Origin of the sequence: Paracidovorax anthurii, assembly GCF_003269065.1 — a bacterium.
Lineage (GTDB): Bacteria > Pseudomonadota > Gammaproteobacteria > Burkholderiales > Burkholderiaceae_C > Paracidovorax > Paracidovorax anthurii.
The window spans coordinates 144,648-166,407 of sequence record NZ_QLTA01000002.1; the positions used below are offsets into that span (position 1 = coordinate 144,648).

The window sequence follows — 21,760 nt, forward strand, 5'->3', positions numbered from 1 at the left end:
TTGAGCTTGCCGAAGGCCCACCAGCCAGGGATGCGTACGCTCGACTACCCAGTTTCCTTATTTCCGGTTTGCCCCGTCAGTCGTCAGGTGTGTGCCATGCACTTGACAAGGACAAGGGTTTGGTAAGCCGCTCTTGATGGCAATCGGCTGCAGGTGGGCGGGGCCTTGCTTCGACCCCGCGCTGCTGCGCTCAGCGCTCGGGGCCCACCGGGCCGGTGCCCAGCACCAGATCCTTCAGGCGGGCGGCGGCGCGCGCGTCGCCGATGCGCCCCTGCAGGTGCTGCGTGACGATCTCGTTCAGGTGCTGGCGCACCGAGCGCGGGGAGAGCACCGAGAACGCCGCCATCGGCGTGGGCTGCGGATCGGCCCCGGGCGCGCCGTGGAGCGCCTGCCGGCCGCAGGCATCGGCGCCCTCGCCGCCGGCCTCGGTGTGCGCCTCGGCGCCGGGCGGGCCGGTGCGCGCGGGCGCCGTGCCGGCGGCGGCGGCCATCTCCTGCTGGAGGCTGGGGTCCATCGCCATGCGCATGAACGCCTGCCGGGCCGCGGGTGCCACGTTCGCGCCGCGCACGAAGCCGATCTGCTCACCGACGAAGAGCACCATCCCCTGCGTGCCGGGAAAGCGCGCGCAGAGGTCGCCGCGCCCGGGCCTGGGGCCGCGCGGATGCCATTCGCCCTGGAACCAGCCGCCCTGCAGCCGCAGCAGCGCGCGGCCCGGCGCGGCGCGGCCGGCGGTGTCGCGCTGAAGGTAGGGGCGCAGCTGCGCCATGCGCTGGAAGATGCGGCGCACCACGGCGTCGTCGTAGGCCAGCGGGTCGTGCTCCAGGAAGAACCGGCGGTAGAACTCCGCGCCGCCCGTCGCGGCGGCCACGGCGTCGAACCACAGCGAGGCGTCCGCGGCCTCGCTGCCCGCGTCGAGCGGCGCGATGCCCGCCGCCTTCGCGCGCCGCAGCAGCGCGAGCAACTCTTCCCAGGTCTGCGGCGGGGTGGCGCCCAGGCGGGCGAGCAGGGACGGGTCGATCCGCAGCATGTTGGTGGCATGGATGGCGAGCGGCGCCGCGATCCAGTGGCCCTGGTACTGCGCCCATTCGCGGACGGCGGGGGGCACCAGGGTGTCCCAGTCCTGCTCGCGGGCGATGGCATCCAGGGGCAGGAGCACGCCCCTGGCGGCGAGCGCGGGCGCGGTCTCGCCCGTGGCCACCAGCGCCACGGGGCGCGGCTTGCGCTGCTGCAGGCGCTTCGTGTAGGTGGCGAGCGCGCCGCCGCTGCCGCAGACGGGTGCATCCTCCGCGTTCCAGCGCAGGCCGTGGCGCGCCAGGTGCCGGGCCAGCACCGCGCTGCGGCCCTGTTCGCCGGGCGCGGCCCAGCAGTGCCAGATCTGCAGGGGCGCGTCGGCCGGCGGGGCCTTGGGGGCGGGGCGGCCCGGTGCGGCAGCCGAGGGGCCGGCGGGCGCGGCCAGGGCCAGCGCGCACAGCAGCGCCGCCAGGGCGCCGGCACCCCGGCGCGCACGGGGCGGGCTAGGTGCGGTGCGTGGGGAGCGGGGGGGCACGGAGGGCACGGCGGCAGGCATGGCGCGGGAGTTTGCGCGGAAGGTGGCGCGCATTCTAGGGCCGGGGGTCGCCGCGCCTCAGCGCGCGGGCCGGGGCGCCGCCTCGGCCGCTTCCTCGAAGCGGTCCACGCGCCGCAGCGGCGCGAAGATGCGGGCCCAGGCGCCCACCACGCCCAGCGTGCACAGGCCGCCCACCACGGCGGCGGGCACGGCGCCCAGCCAGGCGGCGCTGGTGCCGGCGCGGAACTCGCCGAGCTCGTTCGAGGAGCCGATGAACAGCATGTTCACCGCGTTCACCCGCCCGCGCATCGCATCGGGCGTGGAGAACTGCACCAGCGAGCCGCGGATGTACACGCTCACCATGTCCGCCGCGCCCGCCACCATCAGCGCCGCGAACGACAGCCAGAACACCGTGGAGAACGCGAACACCAGATTGGCCACCCCGAAGACCGCCACGGCGGTGAACATGGTGGCCCCCACGCGGCGGTTGAACGGCCGCATGCTCAGGTACAGCCCCGTGCCCACCTCGCCCATGGCCATCGCGCTGCGCAGCGCGCCCAGGCCCTCGGGGCCCACGTGCAGCACCTCGTGCGCGTAGATGGGCAGCAGCGCCACCACGCCGCCCAGCAGCACGGCGAACAGGTCCAGCGAGATCGTGCCCAGGATGATGGGCCGCGAGCGGATGAAGCGGATGCCCGCGCCGAAGCGCTCGCGCATCGTGCCCAGCACCGGCGCGAGGGGCGCCGCGTGGGCCACCGACACGCGCAGCAGCAGCGCCGAGCCCAGCGCGAACGAGGCCAGGCAGATGGCGTAGGTCAGCTCGCCGCCGCCGGCCGCGTACAGCAGCCCGCCGATGAACGGCCCGGCGATGCTGGCCGTGCGCATCAGCATGCTGTTGGCGGCGATCGCCTGCGCGAGCTGCTCGCGCGGCACGACCTGCGGCAGCAGGCTCTGCAGCGCCGGCCCCGAGAAGGCGCGCGAGCAGCCGAACAGCACCAGCACCGCGTAGATGCCGGCCACGCCGGCCGCCCCATGCCCCGAGAGCCACCACAGCAGCGCGCTGCAGACGGCGCCCACGGCCCAGCTCGCGGCCAGGATGCGCTTGCGCGACGCGCGGTCGATCAGGTCGCCGGCCGGCAGCAGCAGCGCCAGCATGGGCAGGAACTGCGCAAGCCCGACGTAGGCGAGCGCGAGCGGCTCGCGCGTGAGGTCATAGACCTGCCAGGCGACCACCACGGCCTGCACCTGCGTGGCGAACATCGCCGCCACGCGCGACACGATGAAGGCGAGGAAGCCGGAGTGCCGGTAGATGCTGGGCGCCCGGGTGGCCGTGGCGGGGGAGGAGGGACTGGAGGGCGGGGCGGGCGGAGGAACAGGCACGGCACGGTGGGCGCGAAGGCCCTGAGGCGCCCGGGCGGCCCGGGCCGGCGGAAAACCGGCGGCGGGGCCGCGCAGGCGGTGGTGGGGAGGGGGCGGCGCCGCGCTGCGCGCGGGCCGATCGCAAGTGCAGGATGCTAACGGTTCGCAGGGATTCGCGTTGGGCGAGTGCCCGGGCGGCGTGTCTGCGCCGTGTTGCCGGGGTTGCCGTGCCGCCCCGGACCGTGAACGCGCTCTCAGCGCGGGTGGCGCTTGCGGTACTCCCACGGCGCCTGCGGCCGGGGCTGCGACCACAGGCCCGCGCGGCGCGCCCGGGCCTGCCGCTGCAGGCCGGCCAGGTGCGGATCGGGCCGCGCGCGGTACGCGGACACCCAGGCCAGCCCGGCGCCCACCTGCGCGCCGGCCACGTCCTGCCCGCCGCAGCGCACGCGGGCCACCGTGCGGCCGTAGGCGTCGCGCGCCAGCGTGTGCAGCTGCGCCCGCTGGCGCAGGCACAGGCGCGCCAGGGCGTCGCGCGCCCGCTCGCCGAAGGCCTGCCGGCGCTCGGGCGCGTCGATGGCGGCGATGCGCACCTGGACGGGGCGGCGGTCGCCGCACCGGGCGGTGAGGGTGTCGCCATCGCTCACGGCGATGACGACGCAGAGCAGGGCGGAGGCGGCAAGGGGCATGGCGCGGGAAAAAGCCGCGCACTATATCTCGTCCATAGCCCGTCCATTGCCCGTCGGCCGCGGCGAGCGGCGCGGCTGTCGTGACGGCGCGGGCCACCGTTGCGTGGCTGGCCGCGCATCGGTGGCGTGGGCGGCATCGCGCTTCTTCTCTCCTCCGAAGTACATTCGGCCCCACCAAAACGAATCACTGGAGGGCACGAAAATGGTGTGGTCAGGTTCGGCAACTTCGCCGGTGGCGTGCAAGGCGCTTTCTGAAAATGTCTCGGTGGGCTCGCCACCATCCAAATCCGGCAACCCCCCCTCGGGCCCCACCGTGGCGGCATCGACCTGGAAGGCCTTGTCGCCGCTGCCAGGCCCGATGCATATCGCTCCGGCCGCCTTCCTGGGCGCGATCGTGCGCACGGCCTGCGCCGGCCACACGGTCAGCATGGCGTCGTCGAACGCCACGGGGGCCTTGGGGAGCGGGCTCGCGCATTACATCCACCCGGTGTCCGCAGGCCTGACGATCGATCCGGCGTTTCTCGAACTGAAGGACTTCGTCGGCACCGCCTTCAGCGGAACGCTCGGCGCGGCCATGGCCTACCTGCGCATGCGGCACGATGGCTATATCTGGTCCGCGCACTACGAAGATTCGGTCACCCCGCCGCTTTCGTCCAACGTCGCCCAGCCCGATTTCGTGTTCACGGACGGCGCGAAGCTCGCCATCGTGGAAGCGAAGGGGACGGGGAAGGCCCTGGCCGATGCCGACGATGCGGCAAAACGGGGCTACATCCACCAGATCGATACCGCTCGCAACCGGCTCCTGAACGGCGGGAGCGCGCCCACCGAGGGCTATTCGTTCGGCACGGCGCTCAACGTCAGCGCCGGGGCGGGCCTGCCGATCGAGATGGCCTGCGTGCACCAGCAATTCCCGACACTGCCCGTGGCCGGTGGTGGGGGTGGCGCGGGTGGCGCGATCGGCCGGATGGGCCCTCAGAACCCGGGCATCGGCCAGACCGTGAATGCCGTGAAGCAGCTCAACTACCACGCTGCGATGGTGCAGATGGGCATCGGATTGCAGGACATCGATCGCATCGTTCCCGCTTCGGGCCGGCCCGACAAACTGCACTTCGGACCGGAGCTGCTGGCTTTTCGCCTCGGCCCCGACATCTACACGGCCGTGGTCGCGATGCCGCACGGGTTGCTCCGAAAGATACGCCAGGGCGATTTGCCCGGGCCCGTGGAAAGGCCGTCTTCTGCCGATCCCATCGTCAACCGAGGAAGGACGCCCGGCTACACGTTCGTGAATTTCGCCGATGGCGTCAGGGTGGTTCTGCGGGAGCGGGGGGCTCCGGATTGGTCGGAGGCCGATGAGGGCGGGCGCAACGACTGAAAACGCCTGCCAGCCGGTCCGGCGCCACGGCGTTGGCGGCAACACCACCGCGCGCCGCGGCTACGGGCGATGCGCCCCCGGCAGGGCATCGGCCCAGGTGCCCGGCGCGAGTCCGTCCAGCGCATGGGGACCGATGGCGGCGCGCACCAGCCGCAGCGTGGGGTGGCCCACGGCGGCCGTCATGCGCCGCACCTGCCGGTTGCGGCCCTCGCGGATCACGAGTTCGATCCAGGTGTCGGGGATGTGCTGGCGCACGCGGATGGGCGGATCGCGCTCGCCCACGGGCGGCGCCGCGTCCAGCCGCCGCGCCCGTGCGGGCAGCGTGGGGCCGTCGTTGAGCTGCACGCCCTGCCGCAGCGCCTGCAGCGCGGCCTCGTCCGGCACGCCTTCCACCTGCACCCAGTAGGTTTTCTCCATCTTGAATCGCGGATCGGCGATGCGCGCCTGCAGTGCGCCGTCGTTGGTGAGCAGCAGCAGCCCCTCGCTGTCGGCGTCCAGCCGGCCGGCCACGTACACACCCGGCACGTCGATGAAGTCCTGGAGCCCGCGCCAGCGCCCCTCGGGCGTGAACTGGCTCAGCACGCCGTAGGGCTTGTGGAAGCGCAGCAGGCGTGCGGGGCCAGGGCCTGCCGCCCGCGCGGGCGCACGGGCGGGAGCGCGGGGGGCACGCGGTGTACGGGACGAAGGAGGTGGAGGGGGCATGGGAGGGGGGTATGCAGTCTTTTCGCGTCCACGTCGCCGCGAATGCTATGTTGTTTGCTATTGAAAGTGTAGCGTCATGCCGGCAGGAACAGCGCTGGGTCCACCATCGCGCGGTTGAGCATCACCCCCCAGTGCAGGTGCGGCCCGGTCGCGCGGCCGGTGGCGCCGACCTTGCAGAACGGCTCGCCGGCCTTCACCACGTCGCCCACGCGCACGTCGATGGCGCTCAGGTGGCAGACCATCGTGAGCAGGCCGCCGCCGTGGTCCAGCCACACCGTGCCGCCGTTGAAGAAGTAGTCGCCCGTGTCGATCACCCGGCCCGGCAGCGGCGCCACCACGGGCGTGCCGGTGGCCGCCGCGATGTCCATGCCGCTGTGCGGGTTGCGGGCCTGGCCGTTGAACACGCGCCGCAGCCCGAACGAGCTGGAGCGCCGGCCCGGCACCGGCTGGCGCATCGCCAGGTCGGCCGCGCGCGGCAGCGGGGTGGAGAAGGTGGCCATCACCTGCTGCTGGTGGGCGCGCTCGCGCTCGTAGCGGGCGTTGTCCGCGGGCGAGAGATCCACCGTGCGCGGCGCCACCGTCAGGCGCTGCTCGCGGTAGCGCTTGGGCTCCACCGCATAGCCGACCGGGCGCGTGGCGCCATCGGGCCCCTGCACGGCGATCTGCGCCGGGCCCGTGGGCGCGGAGAGCGCGATGCCCACGAGGGCCGTCCACTCGATGGCATCGCCCAGCACCAGCAGCGGCACGTCGCCCGCGAACGCGCGCGGGCGCTCGGCCGCCGGCCCCAGCGAGAGGCGGGCCACGCCGCCGGGCACGGCCAGCGGCCGGGGCCACACGCCCTGCGGGCCCGCATGTGCGTGGCGGGCGGGCCCGCCCATGGCGCCGAGCCCCGCGCCGGCCTGCAGCAGCGCGGAGCCGGAGAGCCCCAGCAGGCCCTGGAGGCAGCGGCGGCGGGATGCGGTGGCAGCCATGGCGGACCGCCCGCGTCAGCCGGCCTGCGCGACGAGGCGCACGGGATGGCTGTCGCCGCCCTGCGCCCAGGCGATCAGGCGGTCGATGTTGGGGTGCTTGCCGGGGTGCGCCTGCGCATCGGCCGTGTGCTCGGCGTACCACTCCAGCCCCAGGCCGGCGGCCTCCGGCGTGATCGTGCCGCCGTACAGCGCCGCGAGCGCGTGGTAGACGGCCAGCGAGCCGGCCTGGCCCGGCTTGTTCTCGAGGGTGGCGACCGTCCGGCCCTGTGCATCGAGCAGGTGCAGGCCGGAGAGATGGGCGACGGAGGGAAGCTGGCGGAGGCGGTCGGAGAAGTTCATGGAATCGACGATGGATCAAAAGAAAAGCGGGGCCCGCGCCTGCCGGCACGGGCCCCGCGACGCGAAGGCGTGACCTTATCGCAAACCGCCCGGGTCGATGGAAAGACGGCCCCGTCTTTCCACCGGCGCGCCGGGCGCGGGCTTACTTCGTGTCGAAGCGGTCCAGGTCCATGACCTTGGCCCAGGCCGCCACGAAGTCGCGCACGAACTTGTCCTTGGCGTCGTCCTGCGCATACACCTCGGCCAGCGCGCGCAACTGCGAGTTGGAGCCGAACACCAGGTCCGCGCGCGTGGCCGTCCACTTCGCCTCGTCCCTCTTGCGGTCACGGCCTTCGTAGAGCGTGTTCGCGTCCGACGCGGGGCGCCACACCGTGCGCATGTCGAGCAGGTTGACGAAGAAGTCGTTGGTGAGGTGGCCCGGGCGCCGGGTGAACACGCCGTGCGGCGCGCCGCCCACGTTGGCGCCCAGCACGCGCAGGCCGCCCACCAGCGCCGTCATCTCCGGCGCGCCCAGCGTGAGGAGCTGGGCCTTGTCCACCAGCAGCGCCTCGGCCGGCACGGCATAGGCCTGCTTCTGGTAGTTGCGGAAGCCGTCGGCCTGCGGCTCCATCACGTCGAACGACTCCACGTCGGTCTGCGCCTGCGTGGCATCGGCGCGGCCCGGCGTGAACGGCACCTCCACGGCATGGCCCGCGGCCTTGGCGGCCACTTCCACGGCCGTGCCGCCGGCCAGCACGATCAGGTCGGCCAGCGACACCTTCTTGCCGCCCGCCTGCGCGGCGTTGAAGGTGGCCTGGATGCCTTCGAGCACCGAGAGCACCCGGGCGAGCTGCGCGGGCTGGTTCACCTCCCAGTCCTTCTGCGGCGCGAGGCGGATGCGCGCCCCGTTGGCGCCGCCGCGCTTGTCGGAGCCGCGGAACGTGGACGCCGAAGCCCAGGCGGTGGCCACCAGCTCGGCCACCGGCAGGCCCGAGGCCCGCACGCGGGCCTTCAGGTCCGCGATGTCCTTGGCGTCGATCAGGGCGTGGTCCACGGCGGGCAGCGGGTCTTGCCAGATCAGCTCCTCGGCCGGCACTTCCGGGCCGAGGTAGAGGCACTTCGGCCCCATGTCGCGGTGCGTCAGCTTGAACCAGGCGCGGGCGAACGCATCGGCGAAGGCCTGCGGGTCCTGGTGGAAGCGGCGCGAGATCTTCTCGTAGGCCGGGTCGAAGCGCAGCGACAGGTCGGCCGTGGTCATCATCGGCGGGTGCTTCTTCGACGGGTCGTGCGCGTCCGGGATCAGGTGCTCGGGCTTCACGTTCTTCGCCACCCACTGGTGGGCGCCGGCGGGACTCTTGGTCAGCTCCCACTCGTAGCCGAACAGCATGTCGAAATAGCCGTTGTCCCAGGTCGTCGGGTTGGGCTTCCAGGCGCCCTCGATGCCGCTGGTGGTGGTGTGCACGCCCCGGCCGGATTCGAACTTGTTCGTCCAGCCCAGGCCCTGCTCGGCGATGTCCGCGCCCTCGGGCTCGCGGCCCACCAGCGTCGGGTCGCCCGCGCCGTGCGCCTTGCCGAAGGTGTGGCCGCCGGCCACCAGCGCCACGGTCTCCTCGTCGTTCATGGCCATGCGGGCGAAGGTCTCGCGCACGTCGCGGCCCGAGGCCACGGGGTCGGGGTTGCCGTCCGGCCCTTCGGGGTTCACGTAGATCAGGCCCATCTGCACGGCGGCCAGGGGGTTCTCCAGCTGGCGCTCGCCGGAATAGCGGCTGTGGGGCTTGTCGCTGGTCGCGAGCCATTGCTCCTCGGCGCCCCAGTAGATGTCCTCCTCGGGCTGCCAGATATCGGCGCGGCCGCCGCCGAAGCCGAAGGTCTTGAAGCCCATGGATTCCAGCGCCACGTTGCCGGCCAGGATCATCAGGTCGGCCCACGAAATGGCGTTGCCGTACTTCTGCTTGACCGGCCAGAGCAGGCGGCGGGCCTTGTCCAGGTTGCCGTTGTCGGGCCAGCTGTTGAGCGGCGCGAAGCGCTGGTTGCCCGAGCCGCCGCCCCCCCGGCCGTCGGCCGTGCGGTAGGTGCCGGCGCTGTGCCAGGCCATGCGGATGAACAGGCCGCCGTAGTGGCCCCAGTCGGCCGGCCACCAGTCCTGCGAATCGGTCATCAGCGCCTTCAGGTCGGCCTTGAGCGCGGCGTAGTCGAGCTTGCGGAAGGCCTCGGCGTAGTCGAAGCCGGCGTCCATCGGATTGGAGGCGGGAGCGTGCTGGTGCAGGATGCCCAGGTTCAACTGGTTGGGCCACCAGTCGCGGTTGGAGCGCGAGCCGACGCTGGTCTTGGCGGCTTGGGCGGTGGCATGGAAGGGGCACTTGGGTTCACTGCTCATGGGTCACTCCTTTTCTGTGTGCGTGGGATGGGGCTGCAATGGGGTGAAGGATATGTTTATTGGGTTTCAATTTCTATTGAAGAAAACTAATTTATGGGATGCAGCGCCGCTATGTGCATGGGGTCCCTTGGCAGGGCGGGCCGGTGGCTTCGGGTGGGTGAGGGCACACGCTGGCGGGGAAGGGGAGTCGCGCCACCCCGGTTTTGCCAGATTCAGGAGAGATTGGACAGAAGGGATATCAAGGATGGTGACGGAGATGCGGTGCACGGGCACGGGGCCGTGGCGGGTTCGCCGGGAATGCGGCGGGCGGCGTGGCCGCCGGATGGGCCTGGGGGCCGGTGGCGCCCGGGGGCATGGCGCTGCCGGGGGCTTCATCGGGAGTGCCCCGGGTGCCTGGGGGGCGGATCGTTCTTTCGGACAGGGGCTCTGATGCGCCCGCTCAGACCCTCCTCGGCGTTCGTGGTGCAAAGCCGTACTGCGGATGAAACGAAGACGCCCAGGCTTCGCCTGGAATGCAGCGCAATGGCGCAGGTCGTCGAAGTGGATGGCGCCGTGCTGGAGGCCCAGTTCGAGGCGGAGGATGGATATCTCGTCTTCACGACGGAAGACACGCCTTATGAGGAGGCCCTGCACATCCACTGGCTGGCACGCGACGGGCGGGTGCTGGATGTGATGGAGCTTTCGGCGCCGTACACGCCGGCCCTCTTCAAGGACGCGGTGCAGGTAGCCCCGCGCACGGTGCGCTTCTCATTCTTCGACGATGGCCGCACATGGAGCGTCGAGGTCGCGCCAACGCCCCGGATGCGGCTGGGCGGCTTGCCACGCCCCGCGCGGCGCAGGATGGCGTGGTGGCGACCGGCGTGGCTTGCTCTTCGCGCGCAGCATTGAGCCCGGCCCCCTCGGCCCCTTGGCCCCGCGGCCCCTTGGCATTTTTTCTGCCTGCCCGTTCGACCCGCTCCGGTCCGTGTCGCCACCCGTGCCGTGTGGCGCGGAACGGATGCGACACTGCGGGCTGTGGGACTGTTCATCAGCGAGTCGTAGTGCCAAGCCATGTGGCGCACGGGGAGGGAGCGATATGGGGATGCGCTTTGGAGGGCGCCTGAAACAATGGAACGCCGAGCGGGGCTTTGGCTTCATCGTGGCGGACGATGGCGGGGCCGAGCTGTTCGTGCACATCTCCGCCTTCCGGCGCAGGGACAGGATTCCCACCCCGGGCGAAGTCCTGACCTTCGAGGTGGAGCCGGCCAAGGATGGCCGCAAGCGCGCCGTGCGCGTGCTTTGTCAGGGGGAATCGTTGGGGGCTTCCAGCCGCCGCCCCATGGCGGGGGCCCATGGCCTGCATGCCGGCCATTCGGCACGCCACGCGCCACGGGAGGGCCGGGGCTTTGCCTCCGCGCTACTGGCGCTGTGCGTCGTGGGGGCTGTCGGCTGGCTGAGCTACACCCTGTACATGGGCCGCGCCGTCCGGCATGGCGCCTCCCTGCCCGCGCCCGAGACCGCCATCCGCGCCCACCAGGAGTCCGTGCCCCCGGGCTTTCGTTGCGATGGCCGCACGATGTGCAGCCAGATGACCTCGTGCCAGGAGGCCAAGCTGTTCCTGCAGAACTGCCCTGGCACGCGGATGGATGGCAATGGGGATGGGGTGCCGTGTGAGCAGCAGTGGTGCAACGGGTCCAGGTGAGAGGGGGCTGTCACCAGGTGCGTGGTGCACCCCCTGCCTGAGCGAAAAGGTGTCGAACGGCTGAGGCGCCCGCGTGCGGGTGTTCGAGGAGAGGTCGCCAGCGCTGGTGTGGCTGCCGTCTTGCACCTGCGCCGCCCGGCACCCGGCGACTATCCGGAAACACCGCCGGCCATGGCGCTGGCCGCAGGGGATGCCGCGGCGGGCGTTGCCCGCCGGGGGCCGATGCCGGTGCCGCTACCGCGCTCCGCCTGCAACAGCAGGTCGACGTTGCGCTCGGCCAGCGCCGCGATCGTGCGCGAGGGGTTGAGGCCCAGCGCGCGCGGCACGATGGCGCCGTCCATCACGTACAGGCCTTCATAGCCGAATACCCGGCCCTGGGCGTCTACCACGCCGTTGGCAGCCGTCAGCCCCATGTTGCAACCGCCCAGCGGGTGCGGCGTCACCAGGTTGCGCAGCAGCGTCCAGGTCGGCGGGACCATGGGTCGGCCCCCTGTCTTTTGAGACAGCAGCTTGTGGGCCGCGATCATGGATTCGATGACCGGCTCGGAGCGCCGGCTGGACCACTCCATGCGCAGCGTGCGCTGCCAGGGGGCGTACCACTTGCGGCCCAGCCGCAAGCGGCCGTCGGCGGGCTCCAGCGCCTGGCCGAACCAGGGCATCATGTTCTCCAGCGGGTCGCCGTCGTCCACCAGCGTCCCCAGTTCCCGCCAGAAGCCGCGCAGCTTGCCGCGCGGCAGCCTGGCGAGGCGGCGCCGCACGAAGTGTCCGGCCAGGTTGGGCACGCCGCCGTCCTCCACGAACAGTCCCTGGCCGTCGGGGCCGCTGTGGTCCAGCAGGTCGATGGCCGCCGAGATGGTCACGCCGTGCGAGGGCGAGATGGTGCGCCCGTCGTAGAACGCGGGGGTCGCGAAATCGCCGTTGTGGGCCCAGCCGTGGCCCAGGCGCGCGGACAGCCCGGGCAGCGTGCCATGCTCGTCGCGGCAGCGCAGCAGCAACTCGGTGCTGCCGATGGAGCCGGCGCCCAGCAGCACCTTGGCGGCGCTCAGCGAGCCCGGAACGCGCCGCTGGCCGTCGGGCTCGAGGATGTCGAAGTGCACCCGCCAGCCCTGCGCCAGCGGCTCCAGCTTGTGCACCAGGTGCAGCGGGCGTATCTTGGCGCCGTGGGCTTCGGCCACCGCCAGGTAGTTGAGGTCCAGCGTGTTCTTGGCCGAGACCTGGCAGCCGATGTCGCAGTTGCCGCATTGCACGCACGTGCCCTGCGGCTTGCCGTGCGCGTTGACGAATGATTGCGAATGCCGGTCATCGCGCGGCTCGGGCCGCGCGGGGTCCCACCTGGGATCGAAGCTCACGGCCAGCGGCAGTTTGCGGAAGCGGTCGCCCCAGCCGCAGGCCTGGGCCGCCTCCCGCATGAGCAGGGTGCGCGCGGTGAGCTGGTTGTCCGGCAGCTCCTGCACATCGAGCATGCGGCCCACCTCGTCGTAGTAGGGCTGCAGCGCTGCATGGGTGATCTCCGGCGGCCAGCCGCGCCGGAATACCTCGGGCTTGGCTTCCACCGACACGTTGGCGTAGATCAGCGAGCCGCCGCCGACGCCGGCTGCGGCCACCACCCACATGTCGGAGAAGGTGCGCAGATCGGCCCAGCCGTTGAGGCGGTGGGCGTTGCCCTGGTCCCAGAGCCAGGGGTCGTCCGCGGCCCGGGGATAGGTCTGGGGTGTCCAGCGCCGCCCGCGTTCCAGCACCAGCACCTTGAGGCCGGCCTGCGCCAGCCTGCAGGCCGAAACGGCGCCGCCGAACCCGCTGCCGATGACGATCGCATCGAAGTCGTGTGCGCTCACGGGGTGCTCCTCAACGTGGGATGGTGATGGGCGGTTCGATCAGTTGCAGCGAAGCGACCGGCGAGGCCTGGCCCGCCGCCGGCACGAAGCGCGGCCCGACGGCACCGGCGGCCACGCGCAGGCGCCAGGTGCGCTTCACGCGCGCCAGCTGCTGCACGCCGTGGCCCATGGACCAGCGGCGGCAGACCTTGTCCAGCTTGAGCGGGTAGATGGTCAGGCCGGCGGGCGTGAAGTGCATGCGCAGAAAGCACTTGTGGTCGGCGATGCATTGGGAGGAGAGCACCTCTTCGCCATGCAGGCCCCACAGCGCATTGGCCAGCACCATCCAGATCCCGAACAGCAGCCCGCCGAAGCCGCCGCCCAGCAGCAGGGTCTCGAGGCCGAACAGCGCCACCTGCCGCAGGTCGTCCGCGCTCCAGCCCAGGTGCGTGAGGTTCACCCGCCCCATGAGCCACAGGAGGCCGACCGCCAGGCCCAGGTGCAGCAGGCCGTGCAATGCGCCGGCCGCGAAGGCCAGTTGCGTGCCGCGCTTGACGCCGCTGGCCGACAGGGCGGCGCAGCTCGCGATGATGGCCAGCGCGAACACCACCGAGGACGGGCTGTGCGCCATCGCCCAGAACAACTGGTGCCAGGCTTCGCCGACGTGGCCCCAGGTCGCCTCCAGTTGCGCGAGCTTTTCCATCAGGCTGAGGGAGCCTCGTGCGGGATGCGGCACCTTGCTGGCGCTTTGCACCATCCACACGAACAGCAGGTAGAGCACGGCCAGCACGCCGCAGAACGAGAGATTGCGCGTGGGCAGCCGCCATGCGCGGTTGCGCAAGCGCTCGGAGGTCCGCTTGTCCGGATAGACGCCCTTGAGCGCGTAGTGCTGGCGAACCCCTGCCACCGCGATCGGCTTGGGCGGGTCCGGCAGCTGGTGCGTGCCATGCAGGAAGGCGCCGCCGCCGCCGCAGGTGATGCGTTGCGGTCCGGCCGTGCCGGCCTGGGGCGCGTAGCGCGCGTAGTGGTGCGAATCGCCGGCCAGCACGGCGGCGAGGTGGGCTCCCAGCAACTGCTCGATGTCGCGCAGGCTGCGAAAGCGCGGGGTCTGCGTTTCGATGGACGGCAGTGTCTTCTGATCCTCGCGCGCCACGCGTTCGGCCTCGTCCACCCAGCTGGGCTCGGGCGTGCAGACCACGACGCGGTCGCCGGGCTGCAGCAGCAGCTTCATCTGCTCGAAGTATTCGCGCTGCGGGCGGTCGATCGCGGATTCCAGCTGCAGGTCCAGCCCCCACACCCACCAGCCGCCGGGCAGCCGCAAGGCATAGTAGCTGGTGCGCTGGCGCGTCTGCCAGTCGCCCACCGGCTTGCCGTTGCAAAACAGCTGGGCGAAGCCGCGCAGGCCGTCGTACCAATCGTGGTTGCCGGGCGTGGCCACGATCACGCGCGGATCGGCCACGGCCACGGGCTCGTCGGGGTCTTTGGGCGGATCGGTTGGCACCGGCGCCGGCGATGCGGCGCGGAACGGGTCCAGGAAGCGGGTGCGGTAGCCGTTGCGTGCGGGCGTGGGATAGACTTGGTCTCCGCCCAGCAGCAGCACGCGGCCGCGCGGCAGGGTCAGGTCCGGTTCGCGCAGCCGCACGTCCTGGCTGACGCACAGGGCCATCGAGTACGTCGAATCCCAGCCGTCGCCCGTGTCGGCCAGATAGTCGACCCAGACGCCGCCCTCGGCGTCGGCGGGCACATCGACCGGCGGATTGGTGGACGAGGGCTTGAGCGCCGCCTGCACCTCGCGTGGATCGGCGAAGGCACCCAGCGTGACGGCCACGGCGGTGCGCAGCCCGGTCTGCAGCAATTGCAGCGGGCCGAGCCAGTTGACCATGCGCTCGTGCGTGTAGAACTCGATGCGCGAGTGGGGCGAGGCGTTGGGTTTCATGGCGTGGGGCGCGGCGCGCGCCGCAGGTAGGTACGCGCCAGCTCGGACATGAAGAAGCCGAAGAAGCGCCCGACGGCGCCGGCCCCCGCCCGTGCCGTCGGGGCGTTGGTGGAATGCACGGTGCGCAGCAGCCGCAGCAGGTCGCCCACGCCCAGGCTCAGGATTCCTGCGCCGATCACTTCCCCGCCGGCATCGCAGCCTTTGTGCAGCAGCGTATGGAGCGTGGTGGTTTCGCCCCACAGGCGCCAGGGGCCGCCCAGCCGCACGTGCTTCTTGCCGGCCAGGTAGTAGTCCTGGCCCTGGTGGCGGAAACCCAGCTCATAGACCATGTAGGTCAGCGCCGGGTCGCCGCTGGGGCTGAACAGCCCGAACACGCCGGACTGAGCGGGGATCGCCCGGCCCCAGGGCTCGAAGTCGATGTGCCCCGTCAAGCCAGCCTGGTGCCGCGGATCGGCCACGAAGGACGCGACGTCCTCGATGTGGATGGTGGCATGCATGGCCAGCCGCGTGGCGCCGCGTGCGCCCGCCTGCGGGTCGGCCTGGCCCAGGCTGAACGGCCCGGCCATGGTTTCACGGAAGCTCACTCCCATGCCGGGTTCGCGCATCGCCGTGGCACTGGGATCCAGCGGTGCCGGGCGTCGCTCGCGCAGCGTGCGCCGGGCGTCGCGGTAGCCCATGTCGATCAACGTGGCGGCATCGATGCGCCCGAGGAAGAAATCGGGGTCCAGCGGCAGCGGCACCTCGGGCTTGATCACGTGCACCACGATGGGCTCGCGGCTGCCGTGCACCGCCTCGCCGGCCGCGATGCGCCGGTTGATGTCGGCGATGGCCGCCAGCTCCCAGTTCAAGGCGCCCAGCGCGCTCATCTCGATCATGTGCACGTACTGGTTGAAGGCGCCGTTGCGGTACTGCGGCGTGTTGCCGATGCACCAGACCAGCCACAGCTCGCGCGCGCCGCGCTCCACGCAGGACAGCAGGTTGGCGTCCTTGATCCAGACCGCGTCGGTCCATGTGCTGCCGACTGCCTGGACCGCGGGCAGGAAGATCGGCAGCGAGGCCGCAGCCACCAGGCGCGGCAGGTCCAGTTCGCCGTGCGGCAGGGGCACCACGGTCTTGTCGTCGAAGCGGCAGACATTGAAGCTGGCGTCGATGCCGGTTGCGGCGCGAATGCGGTCCAGGTCGATCCCCAGCCCCGGGTAGATCTTCTCCACCATGCCTTGCGCGCTGCCCAGGGCTGGCATGTGGGCCATGTGCAGGTATTCCGGCGCGGGCCGCAAGGCGGCGAAGCCGGCCAAGGGCAGGGTGCGCCAGCGGTCGCACAGCGCGTCCGGGCTCACGCCGGACAGCAGCGCCGCGAGGTTGAGCGTGCCGCCAGACGCGCCGTCGGCGTGGCTGAAACGCAAGCCGTCGTCGAACAGCGCCTTGACGGCGCCGGCCTGATAGGCCACCCGCATGCCGCCGCCGGCCAGCACGAGGGCGCGGCGCAGCCCGGGATCGCCCGCCGCGATGGACGGCTGGTGGCTGGCTTCGCGGTTCATGCCGGGCTCCTGCGGCGCGCGGCCAGCCACACGAGCACGCCAGTGGCCAACTCCAGCGCCATGAAGACCAGGAAGACGGGGCGCGGCGTGCCGTCGGCCAGCCAGCTGCCGGCGCGTGCCGCCACGCCGGCCGACAGCCCGGCCAGGAACACGCAAAGCGCACGCGGCTGCCCGAAGATGTCGCGCCGGTAGGCCAGGCAAAACAGGCCGAAGGCGAGTTCCAGCGCTTTCAGGAAGCGGTACTGGTTCAGCAGCGTGGCGCGCTGCGGCTCGCCCATGGCCTGCAGATCGACGGCGAACACGGTGGGCAGCTCCCAGCCCGCGATGAGCATGCCGCTGGCGCCGATGCCCACGAGCATCAGTGCGTAGCCCCAGAAGAAGATGCGTGCCAGCGACTCCATCGCTCATCCCCCCTTGCGCCGCAGGCTCCAGTACAGCAGCCCGCTGGCGAAATCGAAGGCGGCCACCGCCAGCGCCAGCGGGACGAAGGCCCCGCGTGCCACGCCCCAGGCCACCAGGGCGGCGGCCAGCAGTTTCTGCAGGCCGCCCCACAACAGCACGATGGGCAGGGCCTCGCGCTGGCGCTGCGCGTGCAGCGTGGCCCCGCCGAACAGCACCATGAACATGCCGACGGTGGCGAACAGGTGGGCGCCCAGCGGGGTAGGGGCGTTGGAGATCAGCGCCAGCAGAGGCCCGCCCGCCGCCATCTGGGCGGCACCGGTCAGCACGGTGATGGCCGCAATGGCGGCGACGGCGCGGCGTTGCAGTGTCAGCAGGTCCATGTCATTGCCCCAGGGCCGAGTAGCGGCTGCGGTAGGCCCAGCGGGCGAAGAACCAGGCCAGCGCCGCCCATTGCACGGACCACAGGCCCACCCGGATGCGGTTGAGCTGCATCCATTCGTCCAGCACGCGGTGCAGTTCGCCGGCATCCTGGATGTGGCCGGCCATGGCGGCATTGAGAGGGAAAATCCACTTCACCGTGAGCCCCGTGGCGGCCAGCACGCCCAGCAGCACCACGATGGGCACCCAGCGCGTGGGCTGGCGCCATTCCGACCACAGCATGACCAGCGCAGCGGCCAGCATCAGCTTGGTCATGGTGGTGAAGAACTCGGTGGCTGCCTGCACCTGCGGCACGAACTGCAGGTAATAGTTGTCCGGCGTCATCTGCGGCGCCACGGGGAAGGAGAACAGCACCAGCGAGCCGCCCGTTCCCAGGTACATGGAAGCGCACAGCAGCAGGAGCACGTGGTTGGTCATCAGCAGCCGGCTCTTCATGGCGCGCCCTCCCAGTCGGCCCGGCGGTTGGGGGGCGCCAGCCATTGCTGCGACTGGCCCAGCGGATAGGTCGTCTCCAGCCCCTGGATGGATTGTGCGGGCACCTGCTGTTCGGTCAGGAACCAGCACTCGAAGTGGTCGTCCAGTACGCCGGCCGTGGAGGGGAAGAAGCCCGCGGCGATCGGGTCGGGGTCGATGTCCAGCGTTTTCAGCGGCGCCATGCGCGGGTGGTCGCCGATCAGCAGGCGCGCCGCCCCCGGCTTGAACAGCGAGAAACCCAGCTTGCCCTGGAAGTAGATGTAGGACTTCATCAGCATGCCGCGGAAGGCGCAGTAATTGGCCGCGCCCATGTTCACCGGCAGCCACGCCGAAGCGGGCTTGCGCACGTCCACGCGCATCATCATCTGGCCGTCGAGGTCGTACTGGCTGCTCACCCAGCGTTCGCCGACCACGAAGTCCAGGCTGGCCTGGTGCTTGGGCATGCCCCAGATGCCCTTGCCGCCCTTGACGGACACCTCGGTGGACACCGGCAGGTCCCAGACGTACTGGCCGGTGCCGAAGGTCTTCATCAGCAGCCCGGGCAGCAGCCGCGGTGCGGGCCTGCGGCCGTGGGTGCAGGCGATCGCGATCGAATACTCGATGTAGGCGCCGATGTCGGTGATCTTGTAGTGGATCACGGTCAGCACCAGCAATGCGCGCTTCCACAGGCGCAGCGGATGCACCTCGCCGCCGGGCAGCAGCCGCGCGGCCGCATCGGCGTCGATCGAGAACACCGCCATCAGTGCCGGTGACTGTTCCGAGTTGACCGGCATCGTGAACGGGATGCCGTCGACCAGTGCGTGGCGCCCGGCCAGGCGCCGTTGTCGGGCGGGAATCGCCATGTCTTCTCCTCCCTCCCCGGACAGTCAGTGCGGGGCGTCCAGTTCCGAGATCAACACCGGAAAGGTGTCACGCCCGGCGTTCTTGCCGATGAACACATCCAGGTGGCCGTAGCCCCCCAGCACGTGCAGCGAATGGTGATTGGGGTGGTGGCGCTCGAACCAGTCGAAGCTGGCCTGCTGGCTTTGCCACCGGAAGCAATCGTTGAGCTCGCCGGCGATGAAGGCGATGCGCGCATCCGTGCGCGGCGGCGCCGCGGTCGGATCGGCCGGCAGGCCGGGCAATTGCGACACGAGGTGGCCGGCGTCCAGGCAGCGCGCCATCTGCCGGAAGAAGGTCAGGGGCACATTGGCGAATTCCTGGCGGACCCAGTCATGGGTGCGGTCGCTCAGGTTCTCGTGGCGCCACAGCACCGGGAACCCGGTGCCGTAGGTGAAGCTGGAAAAGCGGCACACGCCGTTGGCGCATTCGTGGTGGGTGAGCTTGACCAGCCCCTGCAGCATGCGCGGCACCAAGCCCTGCGCGCTGTCGCCCCACTGGGGATTGAGGTAGGGTGTCATCCAGCCCACGAGGGGCACCGCGTAGCGGCTCTTCCGGTGCGAGACCCAGGATACCTGCGGGTGCAGCGACACCGCGTTGGAGACGATGGTGGTGACCTGCGGCAGCAGTCCCGCCACGGCGGAGAGCATGAAGCTGGTGGAGCCCTGGCAGTGCACCACGGCCTTGAGTGTGCGCGCGCCGGTCAGCTCCAGCACCTTGTTCACCGCCGCGGGATGGTCGTGCAGCGCGGCGTCGTCCAGCGTCCATTCGCACGGGGGCAGGTCGATGCTGGCGCGCCAGTTCTCCAGCCATACGTCGTAGCCATGGTCGAGCAGGGCATCGACGAAATGCGTGTCGTTGGGCGGTCGAAAGATGTTGGCGCGCACGCCGGCGCCGTGCACCAGCAGCACCGGACCGCGGTCCGGCTCGCGCGGCCCGCGGATGTGGATCAGGTTGCACGCGCGGCCGTCGCCCGCGCGGAACTCGATGACGCGTTCGTCTACCATTCCCCCCCTCCTTGCCCCGTGCCGTTTCTTTGATATCCGGGGTATCTCTGGGCGCGAAGGTTGCGACATCCAGACGGACCCGTCAATCGGTGGTCACGCTTGTTGCGCGGCCGACACGGAGCGTCTCCCTTCCTCTCTCCCGCGATCGCAGGATGCAGGTTCTCGCAGCAGGCGGAGGGCGTCGCCGATGGACCAAAAGCGGAGGGCTTTTCAGCAAAAAAGCCAGCAAACCCCTCGGCTTGCTGGCTTTTCCTGCCGGACGACCGGACCCGTTACTTCCCCCAGGAATCCTTCAACCCGGTCACCCGATTGAACACCGGCCTGCCCGCCGCATGGTCCTTGCGGTCCGCCACGAAGTAGCCGAAGCGCTCGAACTGGAACTTCTCGTCGGGCTTCGCCTGCGCCAGCGAAGGCTCCACGTAGGCCGTGACCACCTTCAGGCTGTCCGGGTTCAGCAGCGCCAGGAAATCCTTGCCCCCCGCGTCCGGCTGGGCGTCGGTGAACAGGCGGTCGTACAGCCGCACCTCGGCTTGCACGCCGTCGGCCGCGCCCACCCAGGTGATGGCGGCTTTCACCTTCACGCTGTCGGCGCCGGGGGTGCCGCTCTTGGTGTCGGGCACCACGGTGGCGAGCACCTGCGTGACCTGGCCGCCGGCATCCTTCTCGCAGCCGGTGCATTCGATCACGTAGCCGCCCTTCAGGCGCACCTTGTTGCCGGGGAACAGGCGCTTGTAGCCCTTGGGGGGCGTTTCCTCGAAGTCTTCGCGCTCGATCCACACTTCCTTGCCCAGGGTGAAGTGGCGCACGGGCGCCTCGGTGCCTTCGGGCGGATGGGGCAGGGCAGGGAGCTGGCAGGGCTCCTGGTGGCCGGCGCCGAAGACCTCGTCCCAGTTGGTCAGCACGAGCTTGACCGGGTCGAGCACGGCCATGCCGCGGTGGGCCTGGTTCTCCAGGTCTTCGCGCAGGCAGCCTTCGAGCGTGGCGTAGTCGATCCAGGAATAGTCCTTGGTCACGCCGATGCGCTCGCAGAAGAGCTGCAGGGCCTCGGGCGTGTAGCCGCGGCGGCGCAGGCCGACGATGGTGGGCATGCGGGGGTCGTCCCAGCCGCTCACGATGCCCTGGTCCACCAGGTGCTTGAGCTTGCGCTTGCTGGTGACCACATAGGTGAGGTTCAGCCGCGCGAACTCGTACTGGCGCGGCTGCGGCGTAGCGATGAGGCCGCCTTCGGCCAGCCGGTCGAGCAGCCAGTCGTAGAAGGGGCGCTGGTCTTCGAACTCCAGCGTGCAGATGCTGTGGGTGATGCGCTCCAGCGCGTCCTCGATGGGGTGCGCGAAGGTGTACATCGGGTAGATGCACCACTGGTTGCCGGTGTTGTGGTGCTCGGCATGCTTGATGCGGTAGATGGCCGGGTCGCGCAGGTTGATGTTGGGCGATGCCATGTCGATCTTCGCGCGCAGCACGGCGGCGCCGTCGGGCAGCTGGCCGGCCTTCATCTCGCGCAGGCGCGCGAGGTTCTCGGCCGGGGTGCGGCTGCGGAAGGGGCTGTCCACGCCGGGCTTGCCGAAGTCGCCGCGGTTGGCGCGCATCTCTTCGGGCGTCTGCTCGTCCACGTAGGCGTGGCCGGCCTCGACGAGGTATTCGGCGGCGCGGTACATGAAGCCGAAGTAGTCGCTGGCCTGGTAGGGCGCGGCGCTGCCGGGGGGCTGGCCGATCTGCGCCCAGTCGAAGCCCAGCCAGCGCACGGCGTCGATGATGCTGTCGACGTATTCCTGGTCTTCCTTCTCGGGGTTGGTGTCGTCGAAGCGCAGGTGGCACACGCCGCCGTAGTCGCGCGCGAGGCCGAAGTTCAGGCAGATGCTCTTGGCGTGGCCGATGTGCAGGTAGCCGTTGGGCTCGGGCGGGAAGCGGGTGCGGATCTTGGCCGGGTCGGGCTGGCCGGCGGCGTGGTGGGCGGCATCGCCCGGGGTGCCGGCCCAGCGGGCCTGCGCGTGCTTGCCCTGGGCCAGGTCGGCTTCGATGATCTGGCGCAGGAAATGGCTGGGTTTGGCGGTCTCTGCGGGGGAGCTGGAAGGGGCATGGGAACTCATGGGCGCATTTTAGGCGGCACCCCTTGGTGGTAACCCTCTGCAACAAAGGTCGCTACGTCCGGAAACAAGATCGTTCGCCCTTTGTGCCATCCTTTGGGGCCTGTGGTGCGTTAGTTGGCGTACCGGGCCGCGCGTCCCGCGCTTCGTTCGCAGCGTGGCCCCCGCTTTACAAG

The 21,760-nt window shown here is 70.9% G+C and carries 19 protein-coding genes; 3 read left to right on the forward strand and 16 right to left on the reverse strand.

Translation table 11 applies throughout. The features are described from left to right. Nucleotides 1-190 precede the first annotated feature (190 nt). The 3 genes from AX018_RS01750 to AX018_RS01760 form a co-directional block, all read right to left on the reverse strand. Nucleotides 191-1,567, reverse strand: a complete 1,377-nt coding sequence (locus tag AX018_RS01750; RefSeq protein ID WP_111875595.1) for an ABC transporter substrate-binding protein — start codon at nucleotides 1,565-1,567, stop codon at nucleotides 191-193. Nucleotides 1,568-1,624: 57 nt separating this feature from the next. Further along, nucleotides 1,625-2,926: an MFS transporter gene (locus AX018_RS01755; RefSeq protein ID WP_111875596.1), complete on the reverse strand. Its 1,302-nt coding sequence runs from the start codon at nucleotides 2,924-2,926 to the stop codon at nucleotides 1,625-1,627. Between the two features lie 233 nt (nucleotides 2,927-3,159). After that, complete coding sequence (locus AX018_RS01760; protein ID WP_111875597.1) at nucleotides 3,160-3,591, reverse strand: thermonuclease family protein; 432 nt, start codon at nucleotides 3,589-3,591, stop codon at nucleotides 3,160-3,162. Between AX018_RS01760 and AX018_RS01765 the strand changes: the two genes are divergently transcribed. Then, nucleotides 3,590-4,963, forward strand: a complete 1,374-nt coding sequence (locus AX018_RS01765) for a hypothetical protein (protein ID WP_146749199.1) — start codon at nucleotides 3,590-3,592, stop codon at nucleotides 4,961-4,963. The genes AX018_RS01760 and AX018_RS01765 overlap by 2 nt on opposite strands. A 60-nt stretch (nucleotides 4,964-5,023) precedes the next feature. Here the strand turns inward: AX018_RS01765 and AX018_RS01770 are convergent, their stop codons facing one another. The 4 genes from AX018_RS01770 to katG all read right to left on the reverse strand — a co-directional run bounded on the left by AX018_RS01770 (nucleotide 5,024) and on the right by katG (nucleotide 9,331). Next, nucleotides 5,024-5,665 (reverse strand): pseudouridine synthase, encoded by a 642-nt coding sequence (locus AX018_RS01770; RefSeq protein ID WP_111875599.1) that lies wholly within the window; start codon nucleotides 5,663-5,665, stop codon nucleotides 5,024-5,026. 74 nt (nucleotides 5,666-5,739) lie between these two features. Then, on the reverse strand, nucleotides 5,740-6,636 hold the full coding sequence (locus AX018_RS01775) for a M23 family metallopeptidase (RefSeq protein ID WP_211322348.1): 897 nt from the start codon (nucleotides 6,634-6,636) through the stop codon (nucleotides 5,740-5,742). A 15-nt stretch (nucleotides 6,637-6,651) separates the two neighbouring features. Beyond that, nucleotides 6,652-6,975 (reverse strand): DUF2322 family protein, encoded by a 324-nt coding sequence (locus AX018_RS01780; protein ID WP_111875600.1) that lies wholly within the window; start codon nucleotides 6,973-6,975, stop codon nucleotides 6,652-6,654. Between the two features lie 142 nt (nucleotides 6,976-7,117). Next, nucleotides 7,118-9,331: a catalase/peroxidase HPI gene (gene katG, locus AX018_RS01785; RefSeq protein WP_111875601.1), complete on the reverse strand. Its 2,214-nt coding sequence runs from the start codon at nucleotides 9,329-9,331 to the stop codon at nucleotides 7,118-7,120. Nucleotides 9,332-9,853: 522 nt separating this feature from the next. Between katG and AX018_RS01790 the strand changes: the two genes are divergently transcribed. Both AX018_RS01790 and AX018_RS01795 read left to right on the forward strand, forming a co-directional pair. Then, complete coding sequence (locus tag AX018_RS01790; RefSeq protein WP_245951390.1) at nucleotides 9,854-10,219, forward strand: hypothetical protein; 366 nt, start codon at nucleotides 9,854-9,856, stop codon at nucleotides 10,217-10,219. A 187-nt stretch (nucleotides 10,220-10,406) separates the two neighbouring features. Continuing rightward, complete coding sequence (locus AX018_RS01795; protein ID WP_245951391.1) at nucleotides 10,407-11,012, forward strand: cold shock domain-containing protein; 606 nt, start codon at nucleotides 10,407-10,409, stop codon at nucleotides 11,010-11,012. Nucleotides 11,013-11,161: 149 nt separating this feature from the next. Here the strand turns inward: AX018_RS01795 and AX018_RS01800 are convergent, their stop codons facing one another. The 9 genes from AX018_RS01800 to AX018_RS01840 all read right to left on the reverse strand — a co-directional run bounded on the left by AX018_RS01800 (nucleotide 11,162) and on the right by AX018_RS01840 (nucleotide 21,587). After that, on the reverse strand, nucleotides 11,162-12,847 hold the full coding sequence (locus AX018_RS01800) for a GMC oxidoreductase (RefSeq protein ID WP_111875602.1): 1,686 nt from the start codon (nucleotides 12,845-12,847) through the stop codon (nucleotides 11,162-11,164). Nucleotides 12,848-12,857: 10 nt separating this feature from the next. Continuing rightward, a complete protein-coding gene (locus tag AX018_RS01805) occupies nucleotides 12,858-14,762 on the reverse strand; it encodes a preprotein translocase subunit YajC (protein ID WP_111875603.1) in 1,905 nt (634 codons plus the stop codon). Beyond that, nucleotides 14,759-16,300, reverse strand: a complete 1,542-nt coding sequence (locus tag AX018_RS01810; RefSeq protein WP_111875674.1) for a patatin-like phospholipase family protein — start codon at nucleotides 16,298-16,300, stop codon at nucleotides 14,759-14,761. Before AX018_RS01810 ends, AX018_RS01805 begins: the two co-directional genes overlap by 4 nt. After that, the gene (locus tag AX018_RS01815; protein ID WP_111875604.1) at nucleotides 16,297-16,701 is read right to left on the reverse strand and encodes a DUF4345 domain-containing protein; all 405 of its coding nucleotides are present in this window, start codon (nucleotides 16,699-16,701) and stop codon (nucleotides 16,297-16,299) included. The genes AX018_RS01810 and AX018_RS01815 overlap by 4 nt, the downstream gene beginning before the upstream one ends. 3 nt (nucleotides 16,702-16,704) lie before the next feature. After that, the gene (locus AX018_RS01820; RefSeq protein ID WP_111875605.1) at nucleotides 16,705-17,082 is read right to left on the reverse strand and encodes a hypothetical protein; all 378 of its coding nucleotides are present in this window, start codon (nucleotides 17,080-17,082) and stop codon (nucleotides 16,705-16,707) included. 1 nt (nucleotide 17,083) lies between these two features. Continuing rightward, entirely contained in the window at nucleotides 17,084-17,575 is a 492-nt protein-coding gene (locus AX018_RS01825; RefSeq protein WP_111875675.1) for a hypothetical protein, read from the reverse strand. After that, complete coding sequence (locus AX018_RS01830; protein WP_111875606.1) at nucleotides 17,572-18,456, reverse strand: acetoacetate decarboxylase family protein; 885 nt, start codon at nucleotides 18,454-18,456, stop codon at nucleotides 17,572-17,574. Before AX018_RS01830 ends, AX018_RS01825 begins: the two co-directional genes overlap by 4 nt. Nucleotides 18,457-18,480: 24 nt before the next feature. Continuing rightward, nucleotides 18,481-19,500 carry a lipase family protein gene (locus AX018_RS01835; RefSeq protein WP_111875607.1) on the reverse strand — a complete coding sequence of 340 codons (1,020 nt, stop codon included), beginning with the start codon at nucleotides 19,498-19,500 and terminating at the stop codon, nucleotides 18,481-18,483. A gap of 272 nt (nucleotides 19,501-19,772) precedes the next feature. Then, nucleotides 19,773-21,587 (reverse strand): glutamine--tRNA ligase/YqeY domain fusion protein, encoded by a 1,815-nt coding sequence (locus AX018_RS01840; RefSeq protein WP_111875608.1) that lies wholly within the window; start codon nucleotides 21,585-21,587, stop codon nucleotides 19,773-19,775. Between the last annotated feature and the right edge of the window lie 173 nt (nucleotides 21,588-21,760).

What these genes read in the sequence shown, in the direction of transcription:
- katG (WP_111875601.1), bottom strand. Translation starts at nt 9,331, where the DNA reads ATGAGCAGTGAACCCAAGTGCCCCTTCCATGCCACCGCCCAAGCCGCC.
- AX018_RS01815 (WP_111875604.1), bottom strand. Translation starts at nt 16,701, where the DNA reads ATGGAGTCGCTGGCACGCATCTTCTTCTGGGGCTACGCACTGATGCTC.
- AX018_RS01765 (WP_146749199.1), top strand. Translation starts at nt 3,590, where the DNA reads ATGGCGCGGGAAAAAGCCGCGCACTATATCTCGTCCATAGCCCGTCCA.
- AX018_RS01750 (WP_111875595.1), bottom strand. Translation starts at nt 1,567, where the DNA reads ATGCCTGCCGCCGTGCCCTCCGTGCCCCCCCGCTCCCCACGCACCGCA.
- AX018_RS01790 (WP_245951390.1), top strand. Translation starts at nt 9,854, where the DNA reads ATGGCGCAGGTCGTCGAAGTGGATGGCGCCGTGCTGGAGGCCCAGTTC.
- AX018_RS01770 (WP_111875599.1), bottom strand. Translation starts at nt 5,665, where the DNA reads ATGCCCCCTCCACCTCCTTCGTCCCGTACACCGCGTGCCCCCCGCGCT.
- AX018_RS01760 (WP_111875597.1), bottom strand. Translation starts at nt 3,591, where the DNA reads ATGCCCCTTGCCGCCTCCGCCCTGCTCTGCGTCGTCATCGCCGTGAGC.
- AX018_RS01840 (WP_111875608.1), bottom strand. Translation starts at nt 21,587, where the DNA reads ATGAGTTCCCATGCCCCTTCCAGCTCCCCCGCAGAGACCGCCAAACCC.
- AX018_RS01825 (WP_111875675.1), bottom strand. Translation starts at nt 17,575, where the DNA reads ATGAAGAGCCGGCTGCTGATGACCAACCACGTGCTCCTGCTGCTGTGC.
- AX018_RS01805 (WP_111875603.1), bottom strand. Translation starts at nt 14,762, where the DNA reads ATGAAACCCAACGCCTCGCCCCACTCGCGCATCGAGTTCTACACGCAC.
- AX018_RS01780 (WP_111875600.1), bottom strand. Translation starts at nt 6,975, where the DNA reads ATGAACTTCTCCGACCGCCTCCGCCAGCTTCCCTCCGTCGCCCATCTC.
- AX018_RS01820 (WP_111875605.1), bottom strand. Translation starts at nt 17,082, where the DNA reads ATGGACCTGCTGACACTGCAACGCCGCGCCGTCGCCGCCATTGCGGCC.
- AX018_RS01830 (WP_111875606.1), bottom strand. Translation starts at nt 18,456, where the DNA reads ATGGCGATTCCCGCCCGACAACGGCGCCTGGCCGGGCGCCACGCACTG.
- AX018_RS01835 (WP_111875607.1), bottom strand. Translation starts at nt 19,500, where the DNA reads ATGGTAGACGAACGCGTCATCGAGTTCCGCGCGGGCGACGGCCGCGCG.
- AX018_RS01795 (WP_245951391.1), top strand. Translation starts at nt 10,407, where the DNA reads ATGGGGATGCGCTTTGGAGGGCGCCTGAAACAATGGAACGCCGAGCGG.
- AX018_RS01810 (WP_111875674.1), bottom strand. Translation starts at nt 16,300, where the DNA reads ATGAACCGCGAAGCCAGCCACCAGCCGTCCATCGCGGCGGGCGATCCC.
- AX018_RS01775 (WP_211322348.1), bottom strand. Translation starts at nt 6,636, where the DNA reads ATGGCTGCCACCGCATCCCGCCGCCGCTGCCTCCAGGGCCTGCTGGGG.